18 protein-coding genes and 3 pseudogenes are annotated in these 24,925 nt (G+C 61.7%); 9 read left to right on the top strand and 12 right to left on the bottom strand.

Annotated elements, in window-relative coordinates; genetic code table 11:
- The first annotated feature begins 20 nt into the window (after positions 1–20).
- Positions 21–821 (top strand): sulfite exporter TauE/SafE family protein, encoded by an 801-nt coding sequence (locus tag PCOSP_RS18055; protein WP_175362199.1) that lies wholly within the window; start codon positions 21–23, stop codon positions 819–821.
- Between the two features lie 135 nt (positions 822–956).
- Here the strand turns inward: PCOSP_RS18055 and PCOSP_RS18050 are convergent, their stop codons facing one another.
- From PCOSP_RS18050 to PCOSP_RS18020, 7 genes and pseudogenes are all read right to left on the bottom strand, one after another.
- The gene (locus tag PCOSP_RS18050; protein WP_464709205.1) at positions 957–1,823 is read right to left on the bottom strand and encodes an aldose 1-epimerase; all 867 of its coding nucleotides are present in this window, start codon (positions 1,821–1,823) and stop codon (positions 957–959) included.
- A gap of 206 nt (positions 1,824–2,029) precedes the next feature.
- Positions 2,030–3,310 (bottom strand): TRAP transporter large permease, encoded by a 1,281-nt coding sequence (locus PCOSP_RS18045; RefSeq protein ID WP_175386746.1) that lies wholly within the window; start codon positions 3,308–3,310, stop codon positions 2,030–2,032.
- A pseudogene (locus tag PCOSP_RS18040) lies at positions 3,310–3,836 on the bottom strand (TRAP transporter small permease). The gene PCOSP_RS18045 and the pseudogene PCOSP_RS18040 overlap by 1 nt, the downstream one beginning before the upstream one ends.
- Before the next feature lie 73 nt (positions 3,837–3,909).
- On the bottom strand, positions 3,910–4,878 hold the full coding sequence (locus tag PCOSP_RS18035; protein ID WP_175362203.1) for a TRAP transporter substrate-binding protein: 969 nt from the start codon (positions 4,876–4,878) through the stop codon (positions 3,910–3,912).
- Between the two features lie 56 nt (positions 4,879–4,934).
- The gene (locus PCOSP_RS18030) at positions 4,935–5,840 is read right to left on the bottom strand and encodes an SMP-30/gluconolactonase/LRE family protein (protein ID WP_464709204.1); all 906 of its coding nucleotides are present in this window, start codon (positions 5,838–5,840) and stop codon (positions 4,935–4,937) included.
- A gap of 43 nt (positions 5,841–5,883) precedes the next feature.
- Positions 5,884–6,705 carry an NAD-dependent epimerase/dehydratase family protein gene (locus PCOSP_RS18025; RefSeq protein ID WP_139648725.1) on the bottom strand — a complete coding sequence of 274 codons (822 nt, stop codon included), beginning with the start codon at positions 6,703–6,705 and terminating at the stop codon, positions 5,884–5,886.
- 308 nt (positions 6,706–7,013) lie between these two features.
- Positions 7,014–8,243 carry an OprD family porin gene (locus tag PCOSP_RS18020; RefSeq protein WP_464711963.1) on the bottom strand — a complete coding sequence of 410 codons (1,230 nt, stop codon included), beginning with the start codon at positions 8,241–8,243 and terminating at the stop codon, positions 7,014–7,016.
- A gap of 567 nt (positions 8,244–8,810) precedes the next feature.
- On the opposite strand from PCOSP_RS18020, the gene PCOSP_RS18015 reads away from it, so the two are divergent.
- A complete protein-coding gene (locus tag PCOSP_RS18015) occupies positions 8,811–9,431 on the top strand; it encodes a TetR/AcrR family transcriptional regulator (RefSeq protein ID WP_175364181.1) in 621 nt (206 codons plus the stop codon).
- A gap of 114 nt (positions 9,432–9,545) precedes the next feature.
- Here the strand turns inward: PCOSP_RS18015 and preA are convergent, their stop codons facing one another.
- The 3 genes from preA to hydA form a co-directional block, all read right to left on the bottom strand.
- The gene (preA, locus tag PCOSP_RS18010; RefSeq protein WP_464709202.1) at positions 9,546–10,820 is read right to left on the bottom strand and encodes an NAD-dependent dihydropyrimidine dehydrogenase subunit PreA; all 1,275 of its coding nucleotides are present in this window, start codon (positions 10,818–10,820) and stop codon (positions 9,546–9,548) included.
- Entirely contained in the window at positions 10,821–12,188 is a 1,368-nt protein-coding gene (locus PCOSP_RS18005) for an NAD(P)-dependent oxidoreductase (protein WP_464709200.1), read from the bottom strand.
- Between the two features lie 152 nt (positions 12,189–12,340).
- Positions 12,341–13,780 carry a dihydropyrimidinase gene (gene hydA, locus PCOSP_RS18000; RefSeq protein ID WP_175364184.1) on the bottom strand — a complete coding sequence of 480 codons (1,440 nt, stop codon included), beginning with the start codon at positions 13,778–13,780 and terminating at the stop codon, positions 12,341–12,343.
- A gap of 624 nt (positions 13,781–14,404) precedes the next feature.
- Between hydA and PCOSP_RS17995 the strand changes: the two genes are divergently transcribed.
- The 4 genes from PCOSP_RS17995 to PCOSP_RS17980 all read left to right on the top strand — a co-directional run bounded on the left by PCOSP_RS17995 (position 14,405) and on the right by PCOSP_RS17980 (position 19,360).
- Complete coding sequence (locus PCOSP_RS17995) at positions 14,405–15,883, top strand: NCS1 family nucleobase:cation symporter-1 (RefSeq protein ID WP_464709199.1); 1,479 nt, start codon at positions 14,405–14,407, stop codon at positions 15,881–15,883.
- 121 nt (positions 15,884–16,004) lie between these two features.
- Entirely contained in the window at positions 16,005–17,288 is a 1,284-nt protein-coding gene (locus PCOSP_RS17990; RefSeq protein ID WP_175364186.1) for a Zn-dependent hydrolase, read from the top strand.
- Between the two features lie 96 nt (positions 17,289–17,384).
- Positions 17,385–18,869 carry a helix-turn-helix transcriptional regulator gene (locus PCOSP_RS17985; protein ID WP_139648291.1) on the top strand — a complete coding sequence of 495 codons (1,485 nt, stop codon included), beginning with the start codon at positions 17,385–17,387 and terminating at the stop codon, positions 18,867–18,869.
- 242 nt (positions 18,870–19,111) lie between these two features.
- Complete coding sequence (locus tag PCOSP_RS17980) at positions 19,112–19,360, top strand: DUF1652 domain-containing protein (RefSeq protein WP_139648293.1); 249 nt, start codon at positions 19,112–19,114, stop codon at positions 19,358–19,360.
- A gap of 172 nt (positions 19,361–19,532) precedes the next feature.
- Here PCOSP_RS17980 and PCOSP_RS17975 read toward each other — a convergent pair whose 3' ends face one another.
- Both PCOSP_RS17975 and PCOSP_RS17970 read right to left on the bottom strand, forming a co-directional pair.
- On the bottom strand, positions 19,533–20,918 hold the full coding sequence (locus PCOSP_RS17975; RefSeq protein ID WP_139648295.1) for a sensor histidine kinase: 1,386 nt from the start codon (positions 20,916–20,918) through the stop codon (positions 19,533–19,535).
- The gene (locus tag PCOSP_RS17970) at positions 20,896–21,579 is read right to left on the bottom strand and encodes a response regulator transcription factor (RefSeq protein ID WP_139648297.1); all 684 of its coding nucleotides are present in this window, start codon (positions 21,577–21,579) and stop codon (positions 20,896–20,898) included. Before PCOSP_RS17970 ends, PCOSP_RS17975 begins: the two co-directional genes overlap by 23 nt.
- 290 nt (positions 21,580–21,869) lie before the next feature.
- On the opposite strand from PCOSP_RS17970, the gene hcnA reads away from it, so the two are divergent.
- The 3 genes and pseudogenes from hcnA to hcnC all read left to right on the top strand — a co-directional run bounded on the left by hcnA (position 21,870) and on the right by hcnC (position 24,864).
- The gene (gene hcnA / locus PCOSP_RS17965; RefSeq protein ID WP_041022151.1) at positions 21,870–22,193 is read left to right on the top strand and encodes a cyanide-forming glycine dehydrogenase subunit HcnA; all 324 of its coding nucleotides are present in this window, start codon (positions 21,870–21,872) and stop codon (positions 22,191–22,193) included.
- Positions 22,190–23,597: pseudogene (gene hcnB, locus PCOSP_RS17960) on the top strand (cyanide-forming glycine dehydrogenase subunit HcnB). The gene hcnA and the pseudogene hcnB overlap by 4 nt, the downstream one beginning before the upstream one ends.
- Positions 23,590–24,864 (top strand): annotated as a pseudogene (hcnC, locus tag PCOSP_RS17955) (cyanide-forming glycine dehydrogenase subunit HcnC). The pseudogenes hcnB and hcnC overlap by 8 nt, the downstream one beginning before the upstream one ends.
- The last annotated feature ends 61 nt before the right edge of the window (positions 24,865–24,925 follow it).

The raw sequence follows: 24,925 nt of genomic DNA, 5'->3' as shown, positions 1-24,925 counted from the left end.
GCGCGGCTTGAGAGAATCTTATGTTGCTGGCAAGTTTTTTCGGCGTGGTCATGGGCCTGGTCCTGGGATTGACCGGGGCGGGCGGCGGCATCCTCGCGGTTCCGGCGTTGGTGCTGGGGCTGGGCTTGACCATGACCCAGGCCGCGCCCGTGGCGTTGTTCGCCGTGGGCAGTTCGGCGGCGGTAGGCGCCATCGATGGCTTGCGCCATGGCCTGGTGCGCTATCGCGCGGCGTTGTTGATCGCATTGCTGGGGGCGGTGTTTTCGCCACTGGGCATCTTCCTGGCCCATCAACTCCCGGAAAAAATCCTGATGATCCTGTTCAGCTTGTTGATGGTGCTGGTGGCGGTGCGCATGTTGCGACGGGAAAGCGCGCAGCCGGGGCCGAGCGACCACGGTGCGGCCAGTTGGGGCCAGAAGAATTGCATGCTCGATCGCCAGACCGGACGCCTGGCCTGGACCCCGCGCTGCACCGCCACGCTGGCGACGCTCGGCGCGGTGACCGGCGTGGTGTCCGGCCTGCTGGGCGTGGGCGGTGGTTTCCTGATCGTGCCGGCATTCAAGCAACTGACCGACGTGCAGATGCGCGGGATCGTCGCCACCTCGCTGATGGTCATCAGCCTGATTTCGCTGATCGGCGTGGCGGGGGCCCTTCATGCCGGGGTGCGTATCGATCAGGTTGGGGCAATGTTCATCGTGGCCAGCATTGTCGGCATGGTGCTGGGCCGGCGACTGGCGTCCCGGGTCCCGGCCCGGGTGTTGCAGGTCGGGTTTGCCGGAGTGTGTCTGGGGGTAGCGGTGTACATGTGGGTGCGGGCGTAATGCGCGCAGCTGTGGAAACCCAGTGTGGGAGCAAGGCGCGCCCGCGATGAAGTTAGCGCGGTTTTTACCTTGGAACCGTGTCGCCTCTATCGCGGGCAAGCCTTGCTCCCACGGCAAGCTCCCCCGCCACAGGGATTACAGTGGCTTGCACTGCATAGAAAACCCCAACGCCACAGACTGCCCTTGTTCCAGCAGGCGCAACCCCGGTCGCCCTGGCAGGTGGTGGGCGTTGACCGGATGACTGACCGGTTCGATGCAAAAGAAGTCCAGGCCCACCGGGCAGTACAGCAGGAAGTAATCGCTGCCGCTGGCTCGGCATTCCAATGCATAGCCCAGGTCGGGTTGTTCGATCAGGCAGTGTCCGTCCCAACCGCCGAAACCGTTATCCACCAGGGCATCCGGCAGCGCACGAGGCTGCTGGAAGTCCCAGTGTGCGGGAACATCACTCAACTGCGTCGGCAGCTTCGTGGCGTCGCACAACCAGACGTCGGTGGCGCAGGTCTGCAAGCGGGTGTTGATGGTCCGGGGGAAGTAAGGATGCAAGCCCAACCCATGCCAGGCCGGCTGTTCGGCCAGGTGGGTGACCTGCATCGAAACCTGCAATTGGCCACCGTCCAGGCGGATGCGCAGATTGGCGCAATAGGCGAATGGGTATTGGCTGTGCAGTTGCAGCAATGCCTCCTGAGGGCTCTGTTCGCTCACCTGCCACGCCTGTTGCCAGGCGCTGCCATGGATCGGAAACGGGTCGTTGGGGCTGTTGGCCTCCAATGCCAGCCAGCCGCCGGGACAATCGAAGCCGCCGTTGGCGATCCGGTTCGACCAGGGGATCAATGGAAAACAGCCGAGCTTGCCAGGCAGGCGGTTTTCCAGCGCCTGCGGTGCGGGCGGGCGCAACAGAGGCTGGCCGTTGCTGCGCAAGGTCCAACTGACCAGGCTGGCACCCAGGTGCGGCGCCACGGTGAGGTGGGTGAGTTCGTCTTCGAGGTGCAGGAGGGATGTCATGTGGGCGCTGTCTGCAGGGTAGGAGGGGCGGTGCAAGGGCTTCTATGTAAACGCTGTTGTGGCGAGGGGATTTTATCCCCGCTGGGCTGCGAAGCAGCCCTAAAACCAGCCGCCTCGGTGTGTCAGACAGATTGAGTCTGCTGTGATGGGGCTGCTGAGCAGCCCAGCGGGGATAAATCCCCTCGCCACAGGGGATTTACTTCGAGTTACAACACCAGATGCGGCAGCCACAGCGAAATGGCGGGGACGTAAGTCACCAGGAGCAGTACCAGGAACAACATGGCGTAGAACGGCAGCAGGGCCTTGACGGTGGATTCGATGCTGACCTTGCCAATGGCTGAGCCCACGAACAGCACTGCGCCCACCGGCGGCGTGATCAGGCCGATGCCCAGGTTCACCAGCATGATCATGCCGAACTGTACCGGGTCCACGCCGATGCCCATGATCACCGGCATCAGGATTGGTGTCAGGATCAGGATCAGCGGCGCCATGTCCATCACGGTGCCGAGCAACAGCAACATCACGTTGATGCACATCAGGATCACATAGCGGTTGTCCGACAAGGTCAGGAACGCGGTGGTGATCTTCGCCGGGATTTCCATCAGCGTCATGATGTAGCCGAAGCTGGCGGCGAAGCCGATCAGGATCATCACGATGGAGATGGTGCGCACCGTACGGTGCATCAGTTTTGGCAACTCGCTCCACTTGTAGTCGCGATAGATGCACATGGTCACGAAGAATGCCCAGACCACGGCAATGGCGGCCGACTCGGTGGCCGTGAAAACACCCGAGAGAATGCCGCCAAGGATGATGAACAGCGTCATCATGCCCCACATGGCTTCCTTGCAGATCTTCAACGCTTGCTTGAGCGGAATCACCTCGCCCTTGGGGTAATTGCGCTTTCTCGCAAAGACCAGGCACAGCGCCATCAGGCAGAGGTTCATCATGATGCCGGGGACGATGCCAGCCATGAACAGCGATCCGATGGAAACGGTGCCGCCAGCGGCGAGGGAGTACAGCACCGCGTTGTGGCTGGGCGGCGTCAGCAGCGCTTGCACCGAACCACTGACGGTGACGGCGGTGGCGAACTCACGCGGATAGCCGCGGCGTTCCATTTCCGGGATCAGCACCGAGCCGACCGAAGCGGTATCGGCTACCGAGGAACCGGAGATTGCACCAAAAAAACTCGAGGCCACGAGGTTGACCAATGACAGGCCGCCGCGCACGAAGCCCACCAGCACACTGGCAAATGCCACCAATCGGCGGGACATGCCGCCCTCGGCCATGATCGCACCGGCCAGGACGAAGAAGGGAATGGCCAACAACGAGAATTTGTTCACGCCGCCCGTTATCTGAATCATCATGGCCTGGAACGGAATATCGATCCACCACGCCCCGATCAGGGCGGCAGCGCCCAGCGCGTAGGCGACCGGCATGCCGATCAGGATCAACAACAAAAAACTGCCTAGCAGAATCAGAGCGTCCATTAAGCGGCACCTTCGTTTTCTTCAACCAGGTCGAACTGCACGACCCGACGCTTGCTTTGATCACCCAGCAAGAGCTTTTCCAGGACAAAAATCAGTGTCAGGAAACCACCGACCGGGATCGGCATGTAGGTGATGCCGACGCGCAGGGTGGGGATGGCGCTCATGAATTGATTCCAGGTGGTCATGCACAGCTTGGTGCCCCAGACGGTCATGAAAATGCACACCGCGGCCATCAGGAGTTGGGTGAAAATCGAAGCCAGGGTTTGCCAGCGCGGGGGCAGCCGGCTGGTGACCATGTCCACGGCCATGTGCGAGCCGGAGCGATAGCTGGCGGCGGCACCGATGAACGTAAAAACGATCATCAGCAAAATGGCGGTGGGCTCCGGCCAGCTTGAGCCGGTACCGAGTACGTAGCGGGCAAACACCCCCACGGAATCATCAGCGCAACGGCAAGGACAGAAAGGCCGGCCACCCAGATGCAAGTCATGTAAATCGTGTCGTTGATACGCAGCAGTAAATTCTTCATCGGGTTCCACCGTAACCGGGCGCGCCTTTTAACCGCAGGCGCGCCCGGCCTTTTCATGAGTACAGATCGAGGTTTACTGGACCGCTTCGATACGCTTGATCAGATCGGCATAAGGCGCGCCGTATTTGGCCCGGATCGGTGCGGTGGCGTCGTAGAAAGGTTTCTTGTCGACGGTGATGAACTCGACGCCGGCAGCCTTGAGTTTTTCTTCACTGGCGATGGACTTCTTGTCCCACAGCACGCGCTCTTCGGCCTGGGCTGCCTTGGCGGCTTTTTTCACCATGTCCTGCTGTTCCGGTGTGAGCTTGTTCCAGGTGATCTTCGACATCACGATCGGCTCGGGCAGGATCAGGTGATTGGTCAGGCTGTAGTACTTGGCGTTCTGGTAGTGGTTGTGCTCGAGCATGGTCGGCGGGTTGTTTTCCGCGCCGTCGATCACGCCGGTCTGCAAGGCGCTGAAGATCTCGCCGGTGTCCATGGCGATACCATTGCCGCCCATGGCATTGATGGTCTCGATGAACATCGGGTTGCCTTGCACGCGAATCTTCATGCCCTTGAGGTCTTCGAGCTTGCGCACTGGCTTCTTGGTGTAGAGGTTGCGCGTGCCGCCGTCCATCCAGGCCAGGGCCACCAGGCCAAATTCGGAGTTGGTGATCCGGTCGAGAATCGCATCACCCACTTCACCGTCGATGACGGCGCGCATATGGGCCTGGTCGCGGAAGATGAATGGCATGTTGAATACGTTCACGTCTGGCACCACAGGGCCGACGATACCCAGGCTGACGCGGGACATCTGGATCGCGCCGGCTTGCATCTGCTCGATGACTTCTTTTTCAGAGCCCAGTACGCCACCTGGGAAGTACTTGAATTTCAGCTCGCCGTTGCTCTCCTTCTCCAAGGTTTTACCCATGGATTCCTCGGCGACCACGGTCGGGTAGCCCTTGGGGTGGATGTCGGCGATCTTGATATCGAGGGCATGAGCTGCCTGCGCCAGGAAGGCCAGGGGCAAAGCGGCGATCAAAAGCGTGCGTTTGAAATTCATGATCAATCTCCAGTGTTGTTGTTTTTATGTCTATCGATGTGAAGCGGCAAAGCAGATCAGTTCGCGGAGTGTTTCCGTCCTCCGAAAGCAGGTTCAGCCAGGCCCTTGATGCCGGGGTTGAGGGCAAACACGCCACCGGCCAGGGATTGCGGGTCGTTGTCATCGCCTGGGCGGATCGAGGTGACGAACAGGGTGTCCAGACGGCTGCCGCCAAAGGCGCACATCGTTGGTTTCTTCACCGGTACGGCCAGCGAACGGTCCAGGCGGCCATCCGGGGTAAAGCGATGGATCAGCCCGGCATCGTTGGCGCAGATCCAGTAGCAACCTTCGGCATCCACGGCCGCGCCGTCGGGACGCCCGGCCAACGGTTGCATATCGACGAACACGCGCCGGTTGGAGGGCGTACCGCTGTCGGGGTCGTAGTCGAAGGCCCAGATCTGCTGCACCAGGGGGTGAGAGTCGGAGAGGTACATCGTCCGTCCGTCCGGGCTGAAACCGAGGCCGTTGGGCACGATGAAACCGCTCAGTTGCGCCTCGACCGGGCTGCGTTGCCCCGCCTCATAACGGTACAGCCGACCTTCGGCGGCATTGGCGCCCATGTTCAGTACCATGCTGCCGGCCCAGAAACGCCCCTGACGGTCGCAACGGCCATCGTTGAGGCGCATGTCGGCGCGGCTATGCTCGACGCTGGCGCACAACTCACTGTCCAGCGTCCCGTCGTCATTGGGGTGCAGGCGAAAGAAACCGCTCTCCATGCCGGCCACCCAGCCACCGTCCTGGTGACGGGCGATACAGGCGAGCATTTCCGGCGTTCCCCAGCCCTTTAGTTGGCCGGTCCCGGCGTTCCAGCACTGCAGGCCGCCACTGGGGATGTCCACCCAATACAGCGCGTTTTCCTCGGGGACCCACACCGGGCTTTCCCCGACGGCGTTGCGTGCGTCGACAATCAATTCAGCTTGCATGGTGATTCCCTTGTGCATTCGTATCCCATGAAAAACAGGCGAATCAGTCGTCGAACGGGCCGGCCGCTACGAAAGCACCGCCCTGGTAGATCCTGGCCGGGTCATCGGCGGCCGGCATCGGCTGGGCTTCGACCTTGGCACGGAAGATTTCGGAACTGTCCTTGGGCTGATAACCCAGGTGCGCGGCGTGGCTGTTGTCCCACCAGACATCGCGGTTGGCGGACATGCCGTACACCACGGTGTGCCCGACGTTCGGGGTGTAGAGCGAGCATTCGATCAACTGGGTGAGGTCGTCGTAGCTCAGCCAGGTGCTCATCATCCGGCGGTTCTGGGGTTCGACGAACGAAGAGCCGATGCGGATGCTGACGGTCTCGATGCCGTAGCGATCGAAGTAGAAGCTGGCCATGTCTTCGCCGTAGGACTTGGACAGGCCGTAGTAGCCATCCGGACGGCGAGGGGAGAGGGCGTCGAGGGCTTCATCTTGCTTGTAGAAACCGATGACGTGGTTGGAGCTGGCGAAAATGACGCGTTTGACGCCGTGCTTGCGGGCGGCTTCATAGATGTGGAACACACCGCTGATGTTGGCGCCGAGGATTTCTTCGAACGGACGCTCTACCGAAACGCCACCGAAATGCAGGATCGCATCGACGCCCTCCACCAGTTGATGCACCGCCTGTTTATCGGACAGGTCGCACAGCACCACTTCCTCGCTTTCGTCGATGGCCGGGGTCATGTTGGCGATGTCCGACAGGCGAATGTGTCGGGCGAAAGGCTTGAGACGTTCGCGCAGGACTTTGCCCAGGCCGCCGGCGGCGCCGGTCAGCAGCAAGCGATTGAAGGGATGACGGATGTGTGTGGTAGTCATGGAGTTACCTGAGCAAAACAGTGAGAGGTATCAGTTATGGGTTGCCGTTTGACCGCTGGAAAATATCCTTGTCCTCATGCTGATCTTCAGCGCCATTCCACTGTGGGAGCCGAGCTTGCTCGCGAAAGTGGCGGGTCAGCTTGCATAGAAGTTGGATGTACCGCCGCCATCGCGAGCAAGCTCGGCTCCCACAGTGGTTTGGCGTCGCGTGCAAATAATGTGTTCATCACCATCCCCTGTGGGAGCGAGCCTGCTCGCGAAAGTGGTGGGTCAGCCGTCACTTGAGCGACAGACCCACCGCAGCCGCTTTACAACAAGCTGATCGGGTAGCTGATAAAGATGCGGTTCTCGTCGAACTCATTGGTACTGTAGTCCCGACGAATCGACGCATTACGCCACTTTACGTTGAGGTTCTTCAGCGCACCGCTCTGCACGGTGTACGCCAGTTCGCTTTCACGACCCCATTCCTTGCCGTCGTCCACCGTGGCGGTGTGCACGTTGTCGCCGCTGATGTAGCGGTTCATCAGGGTCAGGCCCGGCACGCCAACGGCGGCGAAGTTGAAGTCGTGGCGCACTTGCCAGGACTTTTCCTTGGCGTTGTCGTAGCTGGAGTTGTAGCTATCGTTGGCCAGGGTGCCGCCGCTGGTGCCGTTGACGCGCATCCAGGCATCGTCGCCGCTGAGTTTCTGCAGGCCGACGTAGAAGGTGTTGCCACCGTACTTGGCCGAGAGCATGGCGAAGGCGGTCTTGTTGTCCAGGTCGCCGGCCAGGGCACTGCCGTTTTCCTTGCCGATGAAGTAGCCGAGGTTGGCGCCCAGGGTCCAGTCGCCGATGGGTTGGCTGTGGGTCAGGTTGAAATACTGCTGCTGGTAGATGTCGCTCAGTTCCGAGTACCAGACGCCGACCTGGGTGCGTTTGTCGTTGAAGGCATACTCGCCGCCGCCGAAATTGAAGCGGTCGGAGGTGAAGGCCGGGCGGCCGTTCATGAACATGTCTTCCATGCTCGCATCGTTGCGCGGGCTGTTGCCGCGGAACTGGCCGCCGTAGAGGCTCAGGCCGCTGATTTCGGTGGAAGTGACCTGGCCACCGCGGAAGGTTTGCGGCAGGGAACGACCGTCGTCGGAACGCAGGATCGGCAACACCGGCATCCATTCGCCGACCTTCAGTTCGGTCTTCGACACCTTGGCCTTGAGGGCTACCCCCAGGCGACCGAAGTCATCGGCCGGGCGGCCGTCATCGTGGACCGGCAGCAACTGGGTGCCGGCGGTGCCTTTGCCGCCATCGAGCTTGATCGAGTACAGGCCCAGCACGTCCATGCCGAACCCCACCGGGCCCTGGGTGAAACCGGACTTGGCGTCGAGGATGAAGTTCTGGGTCCATTCCTCGGCCTTGCCCTGGGCGTTGTTCGAGTTGATGAAGTTGCGGTTGAAGTAGGCATTGCGCAGGGTCAACGTGGCCTTGGCGTCGTCGACGAAACCTTCGGCGTGGACGGCGGTTGGCAGGAACGCGGCCAGACCACTGCAACCGAGCAGGAGCATCGCGGGGCTGGAATGGAGAAGGGTACGGCGGGTTGGACGGCTGTCGGGCGAAAAACGGACACGTGTGCTCACGATGATGGCTTCCTACTTTTGTTGTTTTTATTTTTGTCATACGTCGTCGTACAACATGGCGTCGATTATTTGTGGGCCGTTGCGCGTTGTCAACTGGCCATGATCGGAATTATCCAATTGAGCGATGCTTGAAAGTCGCCTGGGTCGACGGTTGCAGCAGAGGGGAGTGCAGAACGCGGCCTTGGCAGTGGTTCGATGCAGGTAGCCGCCTTGCCTGAAAGTTATGCGATGACTGGTCTAAGACATTGGTCGAATGGTTCCCTCGAAGCACCTCAGTTTTTGTGGCGAGGGGATTTATCCCCGCTGGGGCTGCGGAGCAGCCCCTGGGTACTCGCACAATAGGTCAGATACATCCAGGTGTCTGTAATTAGGGCTGCTTCGCAGCCCAGCGGGGATAAATCCCCTCGCCACAAGGAGCGACTCCCACAGGCAATCCCGGTGTTTTCGACAGTGGGGAATGCTAGTCTTGGGCATCGCTGTTGCCAGGGAGCCCTCATGGGCAATCACAAGATCGAGATTCGTCGCAGTAACGTCGAGAAAATCCTTCTGGCCGCCGAGAAGGTCTTTGCCGAGAAAGGTTTCGGCAGCACTGCCATGGCCGACATCGCGGCTGAAGTGCAGTTGCCCCGTTCCAACCTGCATTACTACTTCAGCACCAAGACCGAGCTCTACAGCGCCGTGCTGTTCGATCTGCTGGAAGTCTGGAAGCAGGACGCCCTGTGCTTCGAAATGTTCGACGATCCGCGGGTGGTGCTCAGCAGTTATATCCGCGCCAAGATGAACCATTCCCGCAGCCGGCCCTATGGTTCGAAGGTCTGGGCCAACGAAGTGATCCATGGCGCGCCCACGCTGGGGCAGGCGCTGGACGCCAGTCTTTATGAATGGGCCAAGATGAAGGAAGCGAAAATTCGCCAGTGGGTGGAGGACAAACGCATCCTGCCGGTGGAGCCGTCGAGCCTGCTTTACATGATCTGGGCTTCGACCCAGCACTACGCCGACTTCGACCATCAGATCAACATCCTCAACGATCACCAGCCGTTGTCGGACATGCAGTTCGAGCGGGCGGTGCAGACGGTGACCGGGGTGATTTTGCGGGGGATCGGGTTGGAGCCTTAGTGTTGTGTCGGGGCTGACGGCGCTATCGCGAGCAGGCTCGCTCCCACATTGGAAATGCGATCCCCTGTGGGAGCGAGCCTGCTCGCGATGGCGCCAGTCCAGGCACCGCAGCTCTCAAACGGCTACATGATAGGGATTACGCGGATCATGGTCCCAATCCAGAAACGGCTTGCCCGTTTCCACCGGGACCATCTCGATGCAATCCTGCACCGGGCAGGTAATTTGACACAGGTTGCAGCCTACGCACTCTTCATCGATCACTTCATATTTGCGCGTTCCGTCAGTTTGCTTGTGGCTGGCGATGGCCTGGTGTGAGGTGTCTTCACAGGCGATGTGGCAGCGACCACAACCGATGCAGGCCTCCTGGTCGATTTTCGCGATGACCTGGTAGTTGATGTCCAGGTATTTCCAATCGGTGGTGTTGCCCACCGCGCGACCGGAGAACGCCTGGAGGTTGGCGTGCCCCTGGCTGTCCATCCAACGTGACAGGCCGTCCTTCATCTCTTCGACGATGCGAAAACCGTGCAGCATCGCCGCCGTGCACACCTGCACCGCGCCGCTGCCCAGGGCGATGAATTCCGCGGCGTCGCGCCAACTGCCGATGCCGCCGATGCCGCAGATGGGCAAGCCGTGGGTCTGCGGATCACGGGCGATTTCCGCCACCATGTTCAGTGCGATCGGCTTGACCGCCGAGCCGCAGTAACCGCCATGGGTGCTCTGGCTGCCGACGGTGGGCAGCGCGACCATCCGGTCCAGGTCAACGCTGGTGATGGAGTTGATGGTGTTGATCAGCGACACCGCGTCCGCGCCACCGCGATGGGCCGCCCGGGCGGCGACGCGGATGTCGGTGATGTTCGGCGTGAGCTTGACGATCACCGGCAGCGAGCAATAGGTCTTGCACCAGCGGGTCACCTGCTCGACGTACTCCGGCACCTGGCCGACCGCCGCCCCCATGCCCCGTTCCGGCATGCCGTGGGGGCAACCGAAGTTCAGCTCGATACCGTCGGCGCCGGTGGCTTCCACCAGCGGCAGGATGTGTTTCCAGGACTCCTCGACACAGGGCACCATCAGCGACACGATCAAGGCCCGGTCTGGCCAGTCCTTCTTCACCTGGGTGATTTCCCGCAGGTTGATCTCCAGGGAGCGGTCGGTGATCAGCTCGATGTTATTGATGCCCAACACCTCGCGATTCGCGCCGAAGTGGGCCGAGTAGCGAGACGACACGTTCACCGCCGCCGGGTCTTCCCCCAGGGTTTTCCAGACCACGCCACCCCAGCCGGCCTCGAAGGCACGCACCACGTTGTAGGCTTTGTCGGTGGGCGGCGCGGAGGCCAGCCAGAACGGGTTGGGGGCTTTGATGCCGGCGAAGACAATCGACAGATCGGCCATTTACGCAGCCTCCACGTTGAGCATGAGTTGGGCATTGATCGCCTCGGCGGCGAGCTTGCCGTGCTGCACCGCCTGTACGGTGAGGTCCTGGTCCAGGCTGGTGCAGTCGCCGCCGGCATACACGCCGGGGATACTGGTGCGCAGGTGTTCGTCCACCAGGATCCGTCCGTCCTGGCGCTTGAGTTCCCGGGCCAGCGGGTCCGCCAGTGCGTCCTCATCGAAAGCCTGGCCGATGGCTTTGAAAATGCCGTCGGCGGGCAGGTCGAACGTGTCGGCATCGATGACCAGTCGGCCGTTCTCCAGGTGGGTGCGGGAGAAGCGCATGCCCCGCACGTGCCCGGCGTCGTCGAGCAGCACCTGTTGCGGTTGGGCCCAGGTCAGCAGGCGGACCTGATTGGCCTTGGCGATGTCCTGTTCGTGCCCGGTTGCGCCCATGTCCTCAAGTCCGCGACGGTAAACCAGACTGACGTCCCGGGCACCGAGGCGGGCCATCTGCACGGCCATGTCGATGGCGGTGTTGCCGGCTCCGAGCACGATGCAACGGTCGGCCAGCGGCAATTGGCTGAGGTCGTCGGTCTGGCGCAGCTCGCGGATGTAGTCAGTGGCGGCCAGCAGCCCCGGCGCTTGTTCGTCGCTCAGGCCCAGTTGTTTGCTGGCGGCCAGGCCGAGGCCGAGGAACACCGCGTCGAACTGTTGGTGCAGTTCGCTCAGGCTGAGGTTCCCGCCCAGTTTCTGACCGTGGCGGATTTCGATGCCGCCGATCTCCAGCAGAAAGTCCAGCTCGCGCTGGGCGTAGTCGTCCACCAGTTTGTACTTGGCGATCCCGTATTCGTTGAGACCGCCGGCCTTGTCCCGGGCTTCGAAAATCACCACGTCATGACCGTGCATCGCACTGCGGTGAGCACAGGACAAGCCCGCCGGACCGGCACCGACCACGGCGATGCGCTTGCCCGTGGTGGCGGCCCGTTTGAACGGGTGTTCGCTGAAGTGGGCATTGTCCACGGCGTAGCGCTGCAACAGGCCGATCAACACCGGGGCGCATTCGTGGCTGTTGTTGCGCACGCAGGCTTGCTCGCAAAGGATCTCCGTAGGGCAGACCCGGGCGCAACTGCCGCCGAGGATGTTGGCCGAGAGAATCTTCTGAGCCGCGCCCTGGACATTGTCCTGGTGGATGTTGCGAATGAACGAAGGAATATCGATCTCGCTCGGGCAAGCGTTCACGCACGGGGCGTCGTAGCAGTACAGGCACCGGGCCGCTTCCAGGTGGGCTTGCCTGGCGTTGAGCGGTGGCGCCAAGTCGCTGAAGCGGGCGGCGAGGGTGGTCGGGTCTTCCTGGGAATGGGGAAGGTGGCTCAAGGGCTGGATCATGGAATGGGCCTCACGGTGTTGGAGGTGCTGCCTCTGATGGGCAGTGTTTTTCTGGGGAGCTGCGCTGGCCCCATCGCGAGCAGGCTCGCTCCCACATTGGAAATGCGGCCCCTGTGGGAGCGAGCCTGCTCGCGATCGGCCGAAGGCCGCTGTCAGCGTTTAACGGCAGTGGGCCTTTGCAACTCAGCCCGCTTGCTCAGCAGATCGAACACCGCCGGATACGCCGGTCGTTCGATGTAGCGCCCGGCACCGCGCTCGGCCCGCAAGTCACCGTTGGCCCATACCAGCCGACCCTGGCTGATGGTGTGGCTGGGCACGCCGCGCACGGTCTTGCCTTCGAAGATGTTGAAATCCACTTGCTGATGGTGGGTCTTGGCCGAAATCGTGCGGCTGCCTTGGGGATCCCAGAGCACCAGGTCGGCGTCGGCACCGACGCGGATTGCCCCTTTGCGCGGGTAGAGATTGAAGATCTTCGCGGTGTTGGTGGAGGTCAGTGCGACGAAATCCTGCATCGACAATTTGCCGCTGTTGACCCCTTCGTCCCAGAGCACGGCCATGCGGTCTTCGATGCCGGCGGTGCCGTTGGGGATCTTGCTGAAGTCGTCGCGGCCGGCGGCTTTCTGTTCGGCGCAGAAACAGCAATGGTCGGTGGCGGTGGTGTGCAGATTGCCCGATTGCAAGCCGTGCCACAGCGCTTCCTGATGTCCGCGGGGACGGAAGGGCGGACTCATCACGTAACCGGCTGCGGTCTGCCAGTCGGGGTGGCGATAGACGCTGTCGTCCAGCAACAGGTGCCCGGCCAGCACTTCACCGTAGACCGGTTGGCCTTTGCTGCGGGCATAGGTGATTTCGTCCAGCGCTTCCCGGGTGGAAACGTGTACCAGGTACAGCGGCGTGCCCAGCGTCTCGGCAATGCGGATGGCCCGGCTCGCGGCTTCGCCTTCCACCTGCGAAGGCCGTGACAGCGGGTGCGCTTCGGGCCCGGTGATGCCCTGGGCCAACAGCTTGCGCTGCAGGTGGTAGACCAACTCGCCGTTCTCGGCGTGCACCGTGGGCACCGCGCCCAGTTCCAGGCACCGTTCGAAACTCGCCACCAGGGTGTCGTCGGCGGCCATGATCGCGTTCTTGTAGGCCATGAAATGCTTGAAACTGTTCACGCCGTGGTGGTTGACCAGCTCGGCCATTTCTTCACGGACCTGCTCGCTCCACCAGGTGATTGCGACGTGAAAACCGTAGTCGCTGGCGCTTTTCTCGGCCCAGCCGCGCCATTGATGAAAGGCTTCCATCAGCGACTGCTGGGGATTGGGGATCACGAAGTCGATGATCGAGGTGGTCCCGCCGGCCAAGCCTGCTGCGGTGCCGCTGAAGAAGTCTTCGCTGGCGACCGTGCCCATGAATGGCAACTGCATATGGGTATGGGGATCGATGCCGCCGGGCATCAGGTATTGACCGCTGCCATCGAGCACTTCGACCGCGGCCGGAACCTCCAGGTTTTCGCCGATGGCCTTGATCAGGCCGTCGGCACAGAACACATCGGCGCGGTAACTTTCATCATGGGTAATAACGGTGGCGCCACGGATCAACAGAGACATTCCGAGTTCCTCGCAGGCAATGACCGACTGATGTCGGTTCTTTATGTTTTATAGATCACGATTGGACAGTGACGCAGTCATGCAGGTTGTTGATCCTGTCATTGCTGTCAGGATTAGACGCTAGCTGGAGTTATTGAAATGATCAAGATTATTTTTAACAAGTTACTTGTGAATTCAACTTGTTGATATTTAATAAATAATTATTCAAATCACCAAAATGATGAGGGGGCTCACCATTTTGACGCACTTGACAGGATTCTTATTTGAGCGAGATTTGTCATGGTAAATCAGCGGCTTGAAAGCAGTGGACGTGCGGCCTAGACACGTCGCATTCATTCGGGATGCACCACTTTGAATCCCGGGCTCGACAGAATGCGCACGTCATCTAGCCTGAAGACGGTAACAGCGCAAAGCAGCAGGGCCTTGAATGGCTGTTTTATTTCCAGGAATCAGAGGGTTGTAACGCTTATATCGATCGAACGGTCAACTCGGCGCGTTATTCGGCACGGTAATTGAGTGTCTGCGTTGCCAAGCAGGGTCGTCGGTCGCCAGCGTGCTTTACATGCAAGTACTCCGGCCATCGCCCTGTCGATGAGCAAAAATAATGAAAACAGTGGAGCGGACATGACCAGATCAACTGTGACCGAGCGCGATGGGTTGTTCGAGCTTGAAGCCGGCAGCGACGTATTCGAGAGCCCCCGTTACAACCACGACATCGCACCGACGAAAGTGCATGAGAGAACCTGGAACAAATGGCACATCACTGCGCTGTGGGTCGGCATGGCGATCTGCGTGCCGACCTACACCCTTGGCGGTGTACTCACCGCCTATTTCGGCCTGACGGTGGGCGAGGCGCTGCTGGCGATTCTGTTCGCCAACATCATCGTATTGATTCCCCTGACCCTGAACGCCTTTGCCGGAACCAAGTACGGCATTCCGTTTCCGGTATTGCTGCGCTCGTCCTTCGGGGTCATCGGTTCCAACGTTCCTTGTCTGATCCGCGCCCTGGTGGCATGCGGCTGGTTCGGGATCCAGACCATGTTCGGCGGGCTGGCGATCCACCTGTTTCTCGGTTCGGTGTTCGAAGGCTGGAAAAGCCTCGGGGGCACGGGCGAGGTACTGGGCTTCATGATGTTCTGGGTCATGAACCTGTGGGTGGTGCTGCGGGGCGCCGAATCGATCAAGTGGCTGGAAACCCTGTCCGCGCCGCTGTTGGTGCTGGTGGGGGCCGGCCTGCTGATGTGGGCCTTGCCGAATGTCTCCCTGACCGAGCTGATGGCGGTGCCGGCCAAGCGACCCGAGGGTGCCGGCGTGACCAGCTACTTCCTTGCCGGACTGACGGCCATGGTTGGTTTCTGGGCGACCCTGTCATTGAACATTCCGGATTTCAGCCGGTATGCCAAGAGCCAGAAGGACCAGATTGTGGGACAGATCATAGGCCTGCCACTGACCATGTTCCTGTTCGCCTCCCTCGGCGTGGTCATGACCGCCGCTTCGGAAAAATTGGTGGGTGTGACCGTCTCCGACCCGGTGACCTTGATCGGGCATATCCAGAGCCCGTTGTGGGTCGCGCTGGCCATGGTGCTGATCATCGTCGCCACGCTCTCGACCAACACCGCCGCCAACATCGTCTCGCCCACCAATGACTTCCAGAACCTGGCGCCCAAGGTGATCGGCCGCTCCAAGGCCGTGATGCTGACCGGGCTGGTGGGGCTGGCACTGATGGCCCACGAACTGCTGAAAAAACTCGGCTGGATTGTCTCCGACGTCAGCCTTGAATCGGTGTATTCCAATTGGCTGCTGGGGTATTCGAGTCTGCTGGGGCCGATTGCCGGGATCATGGTGGTGGATTACTTCCTGATCAAGAAACAACAGCTGGACTTGGCCGGGTTGTACCGCGACGACGTTTACCCTGCGTGGAACTGGAACGGTTTCATCGCCTTCGGCGTGCCGGTGGCATTGACGCTGCTGTCCCTGGGCAGTGATGCGTTCAACTGGTTCTACAGCTACGGCTGGTTCACCGGCTCGGCGCTGGGTGGGGTGATTTATTACGGGTTGTGCAGTTTGCGTGCGAGCCCATCCGTCGCCAAGTCCGCCGTGTAGAGGAGGGCCCTATCGCGAGCAGGCTCGCTCCCACATGTGCAATGCACTCCCCTGTGGGGGCGAGCCTGCTCGCGATGGCGGCTTCGAATACAGCGAAAAATGCCTGGAAAAGGAGATCTCCATGAACGCCGCCATCGACGTCCTGCAATCCACCCATCAACACATCAACCGCGATCGCCTCTGGCGGTCGCTCATGGATCTGGCCCAATTGGGCGCCACGGTCAAGGGCGGTGTATGCCGGCTGGCCCTGACCGACCTGGACCGCCAGGCCCGGGACCTGTTCGTGCAGTGGGCCGAGGCGGCTGGCTGCACCGTCAGCATCGATGCGGTGGGCAATATTTTCGCCCGTCGTCCGGGGCGCAATCCGATCCTGCCACCGGTAATGACCGGCAGTCACATCGACACCCAGCCCACCGGCGGCAAGTTCGATGGTTGCTTCGGCGTATTGTCCGGTCTGGAAGTGTTGCGCACCCTCAATGACCTGAACATCGAAACCGAAGCGCCGCTGGAAGTGGTGGTGTGGACCAACGAAGAAGGCTCGCGCTTCGCCCCGTGCATGATGGGGTCCGGGGTGTTCGCGGAGAAATTCACCCTCGAAGAAACCCTGGCCAAGGTCGACGCCGAAGGCATCACCGTGGGGCAAGCGCTGAATGCCATCGGCTATGCCGGTCCTCGCCAGGTCACCGGTCATCCGGTGGGCGCCTATTTCGAGGCGCACATCGAACAGGGCCCGATCCTGGAAGACGAACACAAGACCATCGGCATCGTCATGGGCGCACTGGGGCAGAAGTGGTTCGACCTCTCGCTGCGAGGTGTCGAGGCCCATGCCGGTCCGACCCCGATGCACCTGCGCAAGGACGCCCTGGTTGGCGCCTCGATCATTGTCGGCGCCGTCAACCGTGCCGCCCTTGGCCATCAGCCCCATGCTTGCGGCACCGTCGGTTGCCTGCAAGCCTATCCGGGCTCGCGCAACGTCATTCCGGGGGAAGTGCGCATGACCCTGGATTTCCGTCATCTGGAACCGGCGCGGCTGGATTCGATGATCGCCGAGGTCAAGCAAGTGATCGACGACACCTGCCGGCAACACGGCCTGACGTATGAGTTGACCCCCACCGCCGACTTCCCGCCGCTGTATTTCGATTCGGGCTGTGTCGAAGCCGTACGCGGGGCTGCCCAGGGGCTGGGCCTGTCCCATATGGACATCGTCAGCGGCGCCGGCCATGACGCGATTTTCCTGGCCGAGCTGGGCCCGGCCGGGATGATCTTCGTGCCCTGCGAGGGCGGGATCAGCCACAACGAAATCGAGAACGCCGCCCCCGACGATCTCGCTGCCGGCTGCGCGGTGTTGCTGCGGGCGATGCTCGCCGCCTCCCAGGCCATCGCCGAAGGGCGCATGGCGGCTTGAACGGGGGAATCGGCGGCTTCACCAGTACTCGCAAGGGAACGCACGACGACCACGGACGGTCGTAACCTCCATGCGCTTCTGACCTATGGAGACCCAATGAGCCAGGACGTCCCCACCACGGAGACCAATCGTCGTCAATTGCTGCAAATCATCGCCGGACTGTCGGACGGGGTGATGTTGATAGAGGTCGACCAGACCATCGCCTGGGCCAACGAAGCCGTGCTGAACATGCACGGGGTCAAGAACCTCGGGGAACTGGGTGCCAATGCCCGGGAGTATGCCCAGCGCTTCAATTTGCGTTATCGCAACAACCATCCCTTGACCGCGGACAACTACCCCATCGCCCGGGTCGCCCGTGGCGAGGAGTTCAGCGATGTGTTGGTGGAAGTCACACCGGTGGACGATCCGGACCGCACCTGGGTCCATCGCATCCGCAGCATGGTACTGACCGATCGCAACGACGCACCGGAGTTACTGGTGCTGATTCTCAGCGACGCCACGGAGTGGGCCAGCGCCGAACAGCGGTTCGAGAAAACCTTCGGCGCCAATCCGGCGCCGGCGGTGATCTGTCGCCTCAGCGACCTGCGCTACATCAAGGTCAACCAGGGTTTTCTGGAGATGACCGGCTACAGCCGCGAGCAGGTGATCGGCCGTTCGGTCTACGAGCTGGACGTGCTGGAGGCCGCCGAGCGACGTGAGCTGGCCATCGAGCGCCTGGGGCAGGGCGCAACCATTCCGCAGATGCAGGCCGAGCTGAAGTTGCCGGAAGGCACGAGCAAGCAAGTCATCGTCGCCGGCCAGCCACTGGACCTGCACGACGAAGATTGCATGCTGTTTTCCTTCATGGACATGGAGCCGCGACGCAAGGCCGAAACGGCCCTGCGCCAGAGCGAGGAGCGCTTCGCCAAGTCGTTTCGCCTGTCCCCGGTGCCCACCTTGGTGTGCAGCGCCGAACAGCTGTTGCTGGAAATCAACGACGCCTTTCTCGAGACCACCGGCTACGCCAGTGAAGAACTCTTTGGCAAGACCGTGGCGGAAATCGGCTTTCTCGACAAGGACGCCAGTGCCACGCTGTTTGCCCGTCTGGAGAAGACCACGACGGTGTCCAATGTCGACGTCAAGGTACGCAAGAAGGGCGGCGAGCTGATCGACTGCGAGGTGGCGGCCGACACCGTGGTCATTCAGGACCAGCCTTGTTATCTGCTGGTCCTGGTGAACATCACCGAACGCAAGCGCTCGCAACTGGAGCTGGTGGCGGCGATCGAGGAGGTGATGAAGGACGCTTCCTGGTTCAGCCGTACATTGATCGAGAAGCTGGCCAACGTAAAGAGCATCAACACGCAATTGCCCAGCACTTCCTATACCGAGTTGACTGCCCGGGAACGGGATGTGCTGGGGCTCATTTGCCAGGGCCTGGCAGACAAGGAGATTGCCGCACGTTTGAAACTTGCGCCCAACACCGTGCGAAATCACGTCGCCACCCTGTACTCGAAACTGGATGTTCACAGCCGTAGCGAGGCCATTGTCTGGGCTCGGGAGCGAGGTCTGTTCGGGAATGACTGGAACATGAAGGCACCATGATAGCCAGTGCAAATGCACCGGATGGGTTAGTGCAAATTCGGGTTTCTGACGGGCAGGTGGCTGCTTAGGATGTGAGGGTGCGGCAGTGTCAGAGCAGTGCCGCGTCCCCACGAAACAGTCAAGGAATACGCCACAATGTGTAGTGATCAAAGCCAACGAGTCATTGACAGGACGTCTGCTGAAACCCGGGGCTCGGCGTTGTTTGCCGCTCCTTTGTGTGTCTTGTTTTGAGGGGGCAGACCATGACCCAATTGGCCCCCCTGCGCGCCCGACTCGAAGAAAGTTTCTCGCCGCTGTCCTGCGACTGCAACCTCAACGGTGATGGTACTTTGACTGTCCGTCTTTATCACCGCGGAAGCGGAGAGGTGGACCTGGTGGTGAGCGGCTTGAACCTCGACAGCGTTCGCTCGGAAGAAAGCCTGGCGAAGCTGATCGACGAATTGCGGTATGAACTGCAGAACACCCCAGGGCATCGCAACGATCCCGTGTAGATAATCAACTGAATGCAGTCTTCTGTGGCGAGGGGATTTATCCCCGCTGGGTCGCGGAGCGGCCCCCCTAAGTTCGTCGATCACGTGACTATTTTGGGGCTGCTTCGCACCCCAGCGGGGCGGTGCGACGTTTCGCTAAATCCCCTCGCCACAAATAGACTGGGCTCGATCTTTACAACAGCGTCGCCCGGCAATCGAGCGCCAGCCGCGCGCCGCCGTGTTCGCTGTTGCCCACCTCCAGTGTGAAGCCGTGCAAATTGACAATCGCCGCGACGATCGACAGCCCCAGGCCAAACCCGCCATGGTGGCTGCTGCCTTCGGCACGATAGAAGCGGCGGAACACGGCCTTGCGCTCTGGCTCCGGAATGCCGGGGCCGGAGTCGAGCACCTCGATGCGGGTGCTGTCGCCCTGGTCGATACCGCGCAGAGTCACTTTGCCTCCCGCCGGGGTGAACTTGATGGAGTTGCTCAACAGGTTCGACACTGCTTCGAACAGCAACGCCCGGTCGCCGTTGAGCAAAGGCAAGGTCTCGGGTACTTCGAGGCTGAAGGTCAACTCGCCTTCCTCGGCCAGGGGCAGATAGAAGTCGTGCAGCTCCTGTAGCAACTGCAGCGGGTCGACGCGCACGAAACCCGAGCGGCGCTGCTGGTCTTCCAGCTCGGAGATCCTCAGCAAGCCTCGGAACCGTGCCATCAGGGTATCGGTCTCGGCGATCACCTGATCCATCTGCAAGGCCTCGGGTGATCCATCCGCGGCTTGCTGCTGGATACGATAAAGCTGGGCGCGCAAACGGGTCAGCGGCGTGCGCAGATCGTGGGCGATGTTGTCGCATACGCCCTTGACCTCGTTCATCAGGCGTTCGATGCGATCGAGCATGGCATTGACGATTGCCGCCAGCATGTCCAGTTCATCCCGCCGACTCGACAGCGGCAGGCGATGAGTCAGGTCGCCGGCGACGATGGCCTCGGCACTGGCCTGCAGTTTGCGGATGCGCTGCAGCGGTCGGCGGCGCAAAAGATGCCAACCGGCGATCCCCGGCAGAATGGTCAGCGACACACCCCATAACAACGCATGGAGGATGATGCGGGTCACCGCGAAGAGCGAGCCGTTGTCCCGCGCCAGCACCAGCCAGCGCCCGTCCTGGGTCCGGCTCGCCACGGCATCGCAACTGTCGGAGGGTACGCTCGGGTCGTCGTAGTCGACACAATCGCTGAGTATGTGGATCTTGCCGTCCAGCGGCAGGTCGGCGGGGACCCGCAGGATCGGCCCGCTCAGGTGTCGCAGTTGGGCGTCGAACAGGCCGTAGGCGTCGACACCGCGGTCGTCCAGGGTCAGGCTGGCCATGAGCGCGTCTTCCAGTTGATCGCCGTGGATGCGGGCGAACAGATGCTGGCGCTGCATCAGGGAATGTTTGGCCAGGCTGTCGAGGTAGCCGAAAACCTCGTAGTACATCACCCCCATCAGGATGGCGCTCCACAGCACGAACAGCGCGCTGTACAGCGCCAGCAGGCGGCTGCTGGAAGAGCGCCAGCCCTTAGCAGGGTTCAGCAATGACATAGCCCGAACCCCGCACGGTGCGAATCAGCGGTTCCAGGCCCGGCGGATCGATTTTCTTGCGCAGGCGACCGATATGGACGTCGATCAGGTTGGTGCCCGGGTCGAAGTGATAGCCCCAGACTTCCTCGAAAATCATCATGCGCGAAAGAATCTGCCCGCTGTTGCGCATCAGGAACTCAAGCAGTTTGTATTCGGTGGGCAGCAGGCTGAGCAGTTGCCCGTTGCGGCTGGCCTCACGGCTGATCAGATCCAGTTCCAGATCGGCCACGCGCAGGATGGTTTCCGGCTCCCGGGTGCCATTGTTGCGTCGTAGCAACACTTCGACGCGGGCGGCCATTTCATCGGTGGCGAACGGTTTGGTCAGGTAATCGTCGCCGCCGGCCCGCAGGCCACGGACACGCTCGTCCACATCGGAAAGGGCGCTGATCATCAGGATCGGTGTCGCCACGCCCATGGTGCGCAGGGTCGTGACAATCACCAGGCCGTCGAGCTCGGGCAGCATGCGGTCGAGGGTAATCAGGTCGTAGTCCCCGCTCACCGCTCGCTCCAGGCCTTCGCGACCGTTGTCGACCCAGTCGACGTTCAGGCCGTTACGGGTCAGCTCGGCGACGATTTCACGGGCGGTCACGGCGTCGTCTTCGATGGTCAGAATGCGGTTCATGGGCGGTACCGAGTTGAGAAATTGATGCCATTGCGCGGCATTCTGCCAAAGAAAACCTGTCGGCTTTCTGAAAAAAAGTTCATGGACGGCCAAGCGGTTTCACTGGCCTGGATCAACACTTGGTCACAAATAATCCCTAACATGAATTGAGTGCGCACCATTATGTTGCGTCCGTTACCCTGCCTTGGCGCGCTGTCGCCGTCGGGTAACGACGCTAACCGGTGATGGTGTGCTGCAAGGAGCCGAGACCTCACCGGTCTTCAATAAAAGCATCAAGGAAGAGCCGCATCATGCAGCCTCAAGACCTTCTACGCCAAAAATTCGATATCCAGCCATTGACCCGGCCTGACATGACGGTGCACCTGGACGGGCGGATCGTCAATGCCGCCCGGGGTGAAACCGTCCTGACCGTCATCCAGTCCCAGGGCCAGCGCCAGGTGGCCCGCAACGATCATGGCCAGATCAGCGGCGCCTACTGCGGCATGGGCGTCTGCCAATGCTGTCTGGTCAGGATCGACGGCCGGCACAAGCGCCGGGCCTGCCAGACCCAGGTGCGCCCCGGCATGCAGATCGAAACCCGGACCAACCGTATCGTCGAAACGGAGGCGCCATGAACCTCGATCCGGTGATTGTCGGCGGTGGGCCGGCGGGCATGGCGGCGGCCATCGAACTGGCGGCCATGGGCTGCGCTGCACCTTGCTTGAAGAGGCGCCGCGCCTGGGCGGCGTGGTGTATCGGGGGCCATTGCGCGACGGCGTCAGCCTGGACTACCTGGGACCGCGCTACAGCGAAGCCCTGGAGAAACTCCATGGTGAGTTTGACCAGCACGCCGGACTGATCGACGTCCGGCTCAACAACCGCGTCATCGGCGCCGAAGGGTTGCGGGCGCTGATGCTGCTCGATGCCGATGAACGCGTGCGCGAGGTTGCCTATTCCCATCTGGTCCTGGCGGCCGGTTGCCATGAGCGCAGCGTGCCGTTCCCCGGCTGGACCTTGCCGGGGTGATGCTGTTGGGTGGCCTGCAACTGCAGATCAAGAGCGGGGTGGTCAAGCCTCCGAGCCCGGTGGTGATCGCCGGTACCGGTCCGTTGCTGCCGCTGGTGGCGTGTCAGCTGCATGCCGCAGGCGTGGCCGTGGCTGGTGTCTATGAAGCCTGCGCATTCGGCCGGATCGCCAAGGAAAGCCTGGCGTTACTGAACAAGCCGCAGCTTTTTCTCGACGGCCTGAGCATGCTGGCCTATCTCAAGCGTTATCGCATACCCGTGCGCTATGGTTGGGGCGTGGTGCAGGCCCACGGGGAGGATGAATTGAACATGGTCACCGTCGCGCCGTATTCCAGCGATTGGGAGCCCGACCTCGCACGCGCCGAACAAGTGCCGGCCCAGACGTTGGCGGTCGGCTACGGCTTCATACCGCGCACCCAGTTGAGCCAGCAGATGGGCCTTGAGCATGGTTTCAGCGACGATGGCTACCTGCGGGCGGTGGCCGATGCCTGGCAGCAAAGCAGCGAGGCGCACATCCACCTTGCCGGTGACATGGGCGGGATTCGCGGCGGTGAAGCGGCCATGCTCAGCGGGCGTATTGCCGCGCTGTCGGTGCTGATGCAATGCAATGTGCTGGAGCCCCATGTCGCCCTCGAGCGCCGCAAACAGTATCAGGCACAGTTGGATCGGATCATCCGTTTCCGTGCCGCCGTGGATCGCTACACCCGACGCGGTGCCGGACAAACCGCCCTGCCGGCGGCCGATACGGTGATCTGCCGCTGTGAACACGCCACCCGCGCCGACATCGACCGGGCCCTGGAGCAGGGTGTGCAGGACATGGCCAGCCTGAAGATGCGCACCCGCGTGAGCATGGGCGATTGCCAGGGACGGATGTGCGTCGGGTACTGCAGCGACCGCCTGCGCGAAGCCACCGGGCGTGCCGATGTTGGCTGGCTGCGACCACGCTTTCCGATCGATCCGATACCGTTTTCAGCTTTCCGTAATGTTGGCATGGAGGTCGCTCGGCATGACTAAGCATTTAGAGACCCGGGACTACGATGTGGTCATCGCCGGTGGCGGCGTGATCGGCGCTTCCTGTGCCTACCAACTGTCCAAGCGCAAGCACCTGAGGGTCGCCCTGATCGATGCCAAGCGCCCCGGCAACGCGACCCGCGCTTCGGCCGGCGGGCTGTGGGCCATTGGCGAGTCGGTGGGGCTGGGGTGCGGGGTGATCTTCTTTCGCATGATGTCGGCCAACCGCAAGCGCCAGACCCAGGGAGCGGCTGTGGCGGTGGATGCCAGCACGCCGCATATCCTGCCGCAGTCGTTCTTCGACTTTGCCTTGCAGTCCAATGCGATGTACCCCCAACTGCACCGGGAGCTGCTGGACAACCATGGCATGGATATCAAATTCGAGGAAACCGGCTCAAGTTCGTGATCTACGACGATGAGGATCGCTTGTATGCCGAGCACATCGTCGCCTGCATTCCCCACTGGCCGATCAGGTGCGCTGGCTTGACCAGGCCGCCCTGCGCGAGGCCGAGCCCAGCGTCAGCCATGAAGCCCGGGGCGCCCTGGAATTCCTGTGCGACCACCAGGTCAGCCCGTTCCGGCTGGCCGACGCCTACACCGAAGGTGCCCGGCAGAATGGTGTCGACCTGTACTTCAATACCCACGTTACCGAGGTGTTGCGTAGCGGGACGCGGGTGACGGGGTAAACACCGCCGAGGCCGGCACCTTCAACTGCCGGACCCTGATCAATGCCACCGGTGCCTGGGCGGCGGACCTGAGCGAGCAGGCCACCGGCGTGCGGATTCCGGTCAAGCCGGTCAAGGGGCAGATCCTGCTGACCGAGCGTATGCCGAAGCTTCTCAATGGGTGCCTGACCACCAGCGACTGCTACGTGGCGCAGAAAGACAACGGCGAAATCCTTATCGGTAGCACCACGGAAGACAAGGGCTTCGATGTGACCACCACCTACCCAGAGATCGAGGGGCTGGTGCAGGGGGCGATGCGGTGCATCCCGCAACTGGCCGACATCAACCTCAAGCGGACTTGGGCTGGCCTGCGCCCGGGCTCTCCCGATGAATTGCCGATCCTGGGGCCGATGCGAGGCGTGGAAGGCTACCTCAATGCCTGCGGACATTTCCGCACGGGCATCCTGACCTCGGCCATCACCGGCGTCTTGCTGGACAGGTTGGTAAACAACGAGCCGCTGCCGTTGGATATCACGCCGTTCCTGGCGGACCGCTTCGAGGTGATGCCGAGGGTGGCTGAGCCGAAGGATATGGAGTTGGCCTGAGGCATCGAGCCTATGCTCGAATGCAAGTCAGTGAAGCCTCCACCCTGTGGGAGCAAAGCTT

This window comes from Pseudomonas sp. MAFF 730105, assembly GCF_055380705.1.
Note: the sequence above shows the minus strand (reverse complement) of the source record. Positions and strands in the feature narration are given on the sequence as shown.

Coding starts and splice junctions, on each gene's coding strand:
- PCOSP_RS17995 (WP_464709199.1), top strand. CDS start 14,405: ATGACCAGATCAACTGTGACCGAGCGCGATGGGTTGTTCGAGCTTGAA.
- PCOSP_RS18030 (WP_464709204.1), bottom strand. CDS start 5,840: ATGCAAGCTGAATTGATTGTCGACGCACGCAACGCCGTCGGGGAAAGC.
- PCOSP_RS18020 (WP_464711963.1), bottom strand. CDS start 8,243: ATGCTCCTGCTCGGTTGCAGTGGTCTGGCCGCGTTCCTGCCAACCGCC.
- PCOSP_RS17980 (WP_139648293.1), top strand. CDS start 19,112: ATGACCCAATTGGCCCCCCTGCGCGCCCGACTCGAAGAAAGTTTCTCG.
- PCOSP_RS18055 (WP_175362199.1), top strand. CDS start 21: ATGTTGCTGGCAAGTTTTTTCGGCGTGGTCATGGGCCTGGTCCTGGGA.
- PCOSP_RS18005 (WP_464709200.1), bottom strand. CDS start 12,188: ATGATCCAGCCCTTGAGCCACCTTCCCCATTCCCAGGAAGACCCGACC.
- PCOSP_RS18050 (WP_464709205.1), bottom strand. CDS start 1,823: ATGACATCCCTCCTGCACCTCGAAGACGAACTCACCCACCTCACCGTG.
- preA (WP_464709202.1), bottom strand. CDS start 10,820: ATGGCCGATCTGTCGATTGTCTTCGCCGGCATCAAAGCCCCCAACCCG.
- PCOSP_RS17975 (WP_139648295.1), bottom strand. CDS start 20,918: ATGTCATTGCTGAACCCTGCTAAGGGCTGGCGCTCTTCCAGCAGCCGC.
- PCOSP_RS17990 (WP_175364186.1), top strand. CDS start 16,005: ATGAACGCCGCCATCGACGTCCTGCAATCCACCCATCAACACATCAAC.
- PCOSP_RS18015 (WP_175364181.1), top strand. CDS start 8,811: ATGGGCAATCACAAGATCGAGATTCGTCGCAGTAACGTCGAGAAAATC.
- PCOSP_RS18025 (WP_139648725.1), bottom strand. CDS start 6,705: ATGACTACCACACACATCCGTCATCCCTTCAATCGCTTGCTGCTGACC.
- PCOSP_RS18045 (WP_175386746.1), bottom strand. CDS start 3,310: ATGGACGCTCTGATTCTGCTAGGCAGTTTTTTGTTGTTGATCCTGATC.
- hydA (WP_175364184.1), bottom strand. CDS start 13,780: ATGTCTCTGTTGATCCGTGGCGCCACCGTTATTACCCATGATGAAAGT.
- hcnA (WP_041022151.1), top strand. CDS start 21,870: ATGCAGCCTCAAGACCTTCTACGCCAAAAATTCGATATCCAGCCATTG.
- PCOSP_RS17985 (WP_139648291.1), top strand. CDS start 17,385: ATGAGCCAGGACGTCCCCACCACGGAGACCAATCGTCGTCAATTGCTG.
- PCOSP_RS18035 (WP_175362203.1), bottom strand. CDS start 4,878: ATGAATTTCAAACGCACGCTTTTGATCGCCGCTTTGCCCCTGGCCTTC.
- PCOSP_RS17970 (WP_139648297.1), bottom strand. CDS start 21,579: ATGAACCGCATTCTGACCATCGAAGACGACGCCGTGACCGCCCGTGAA.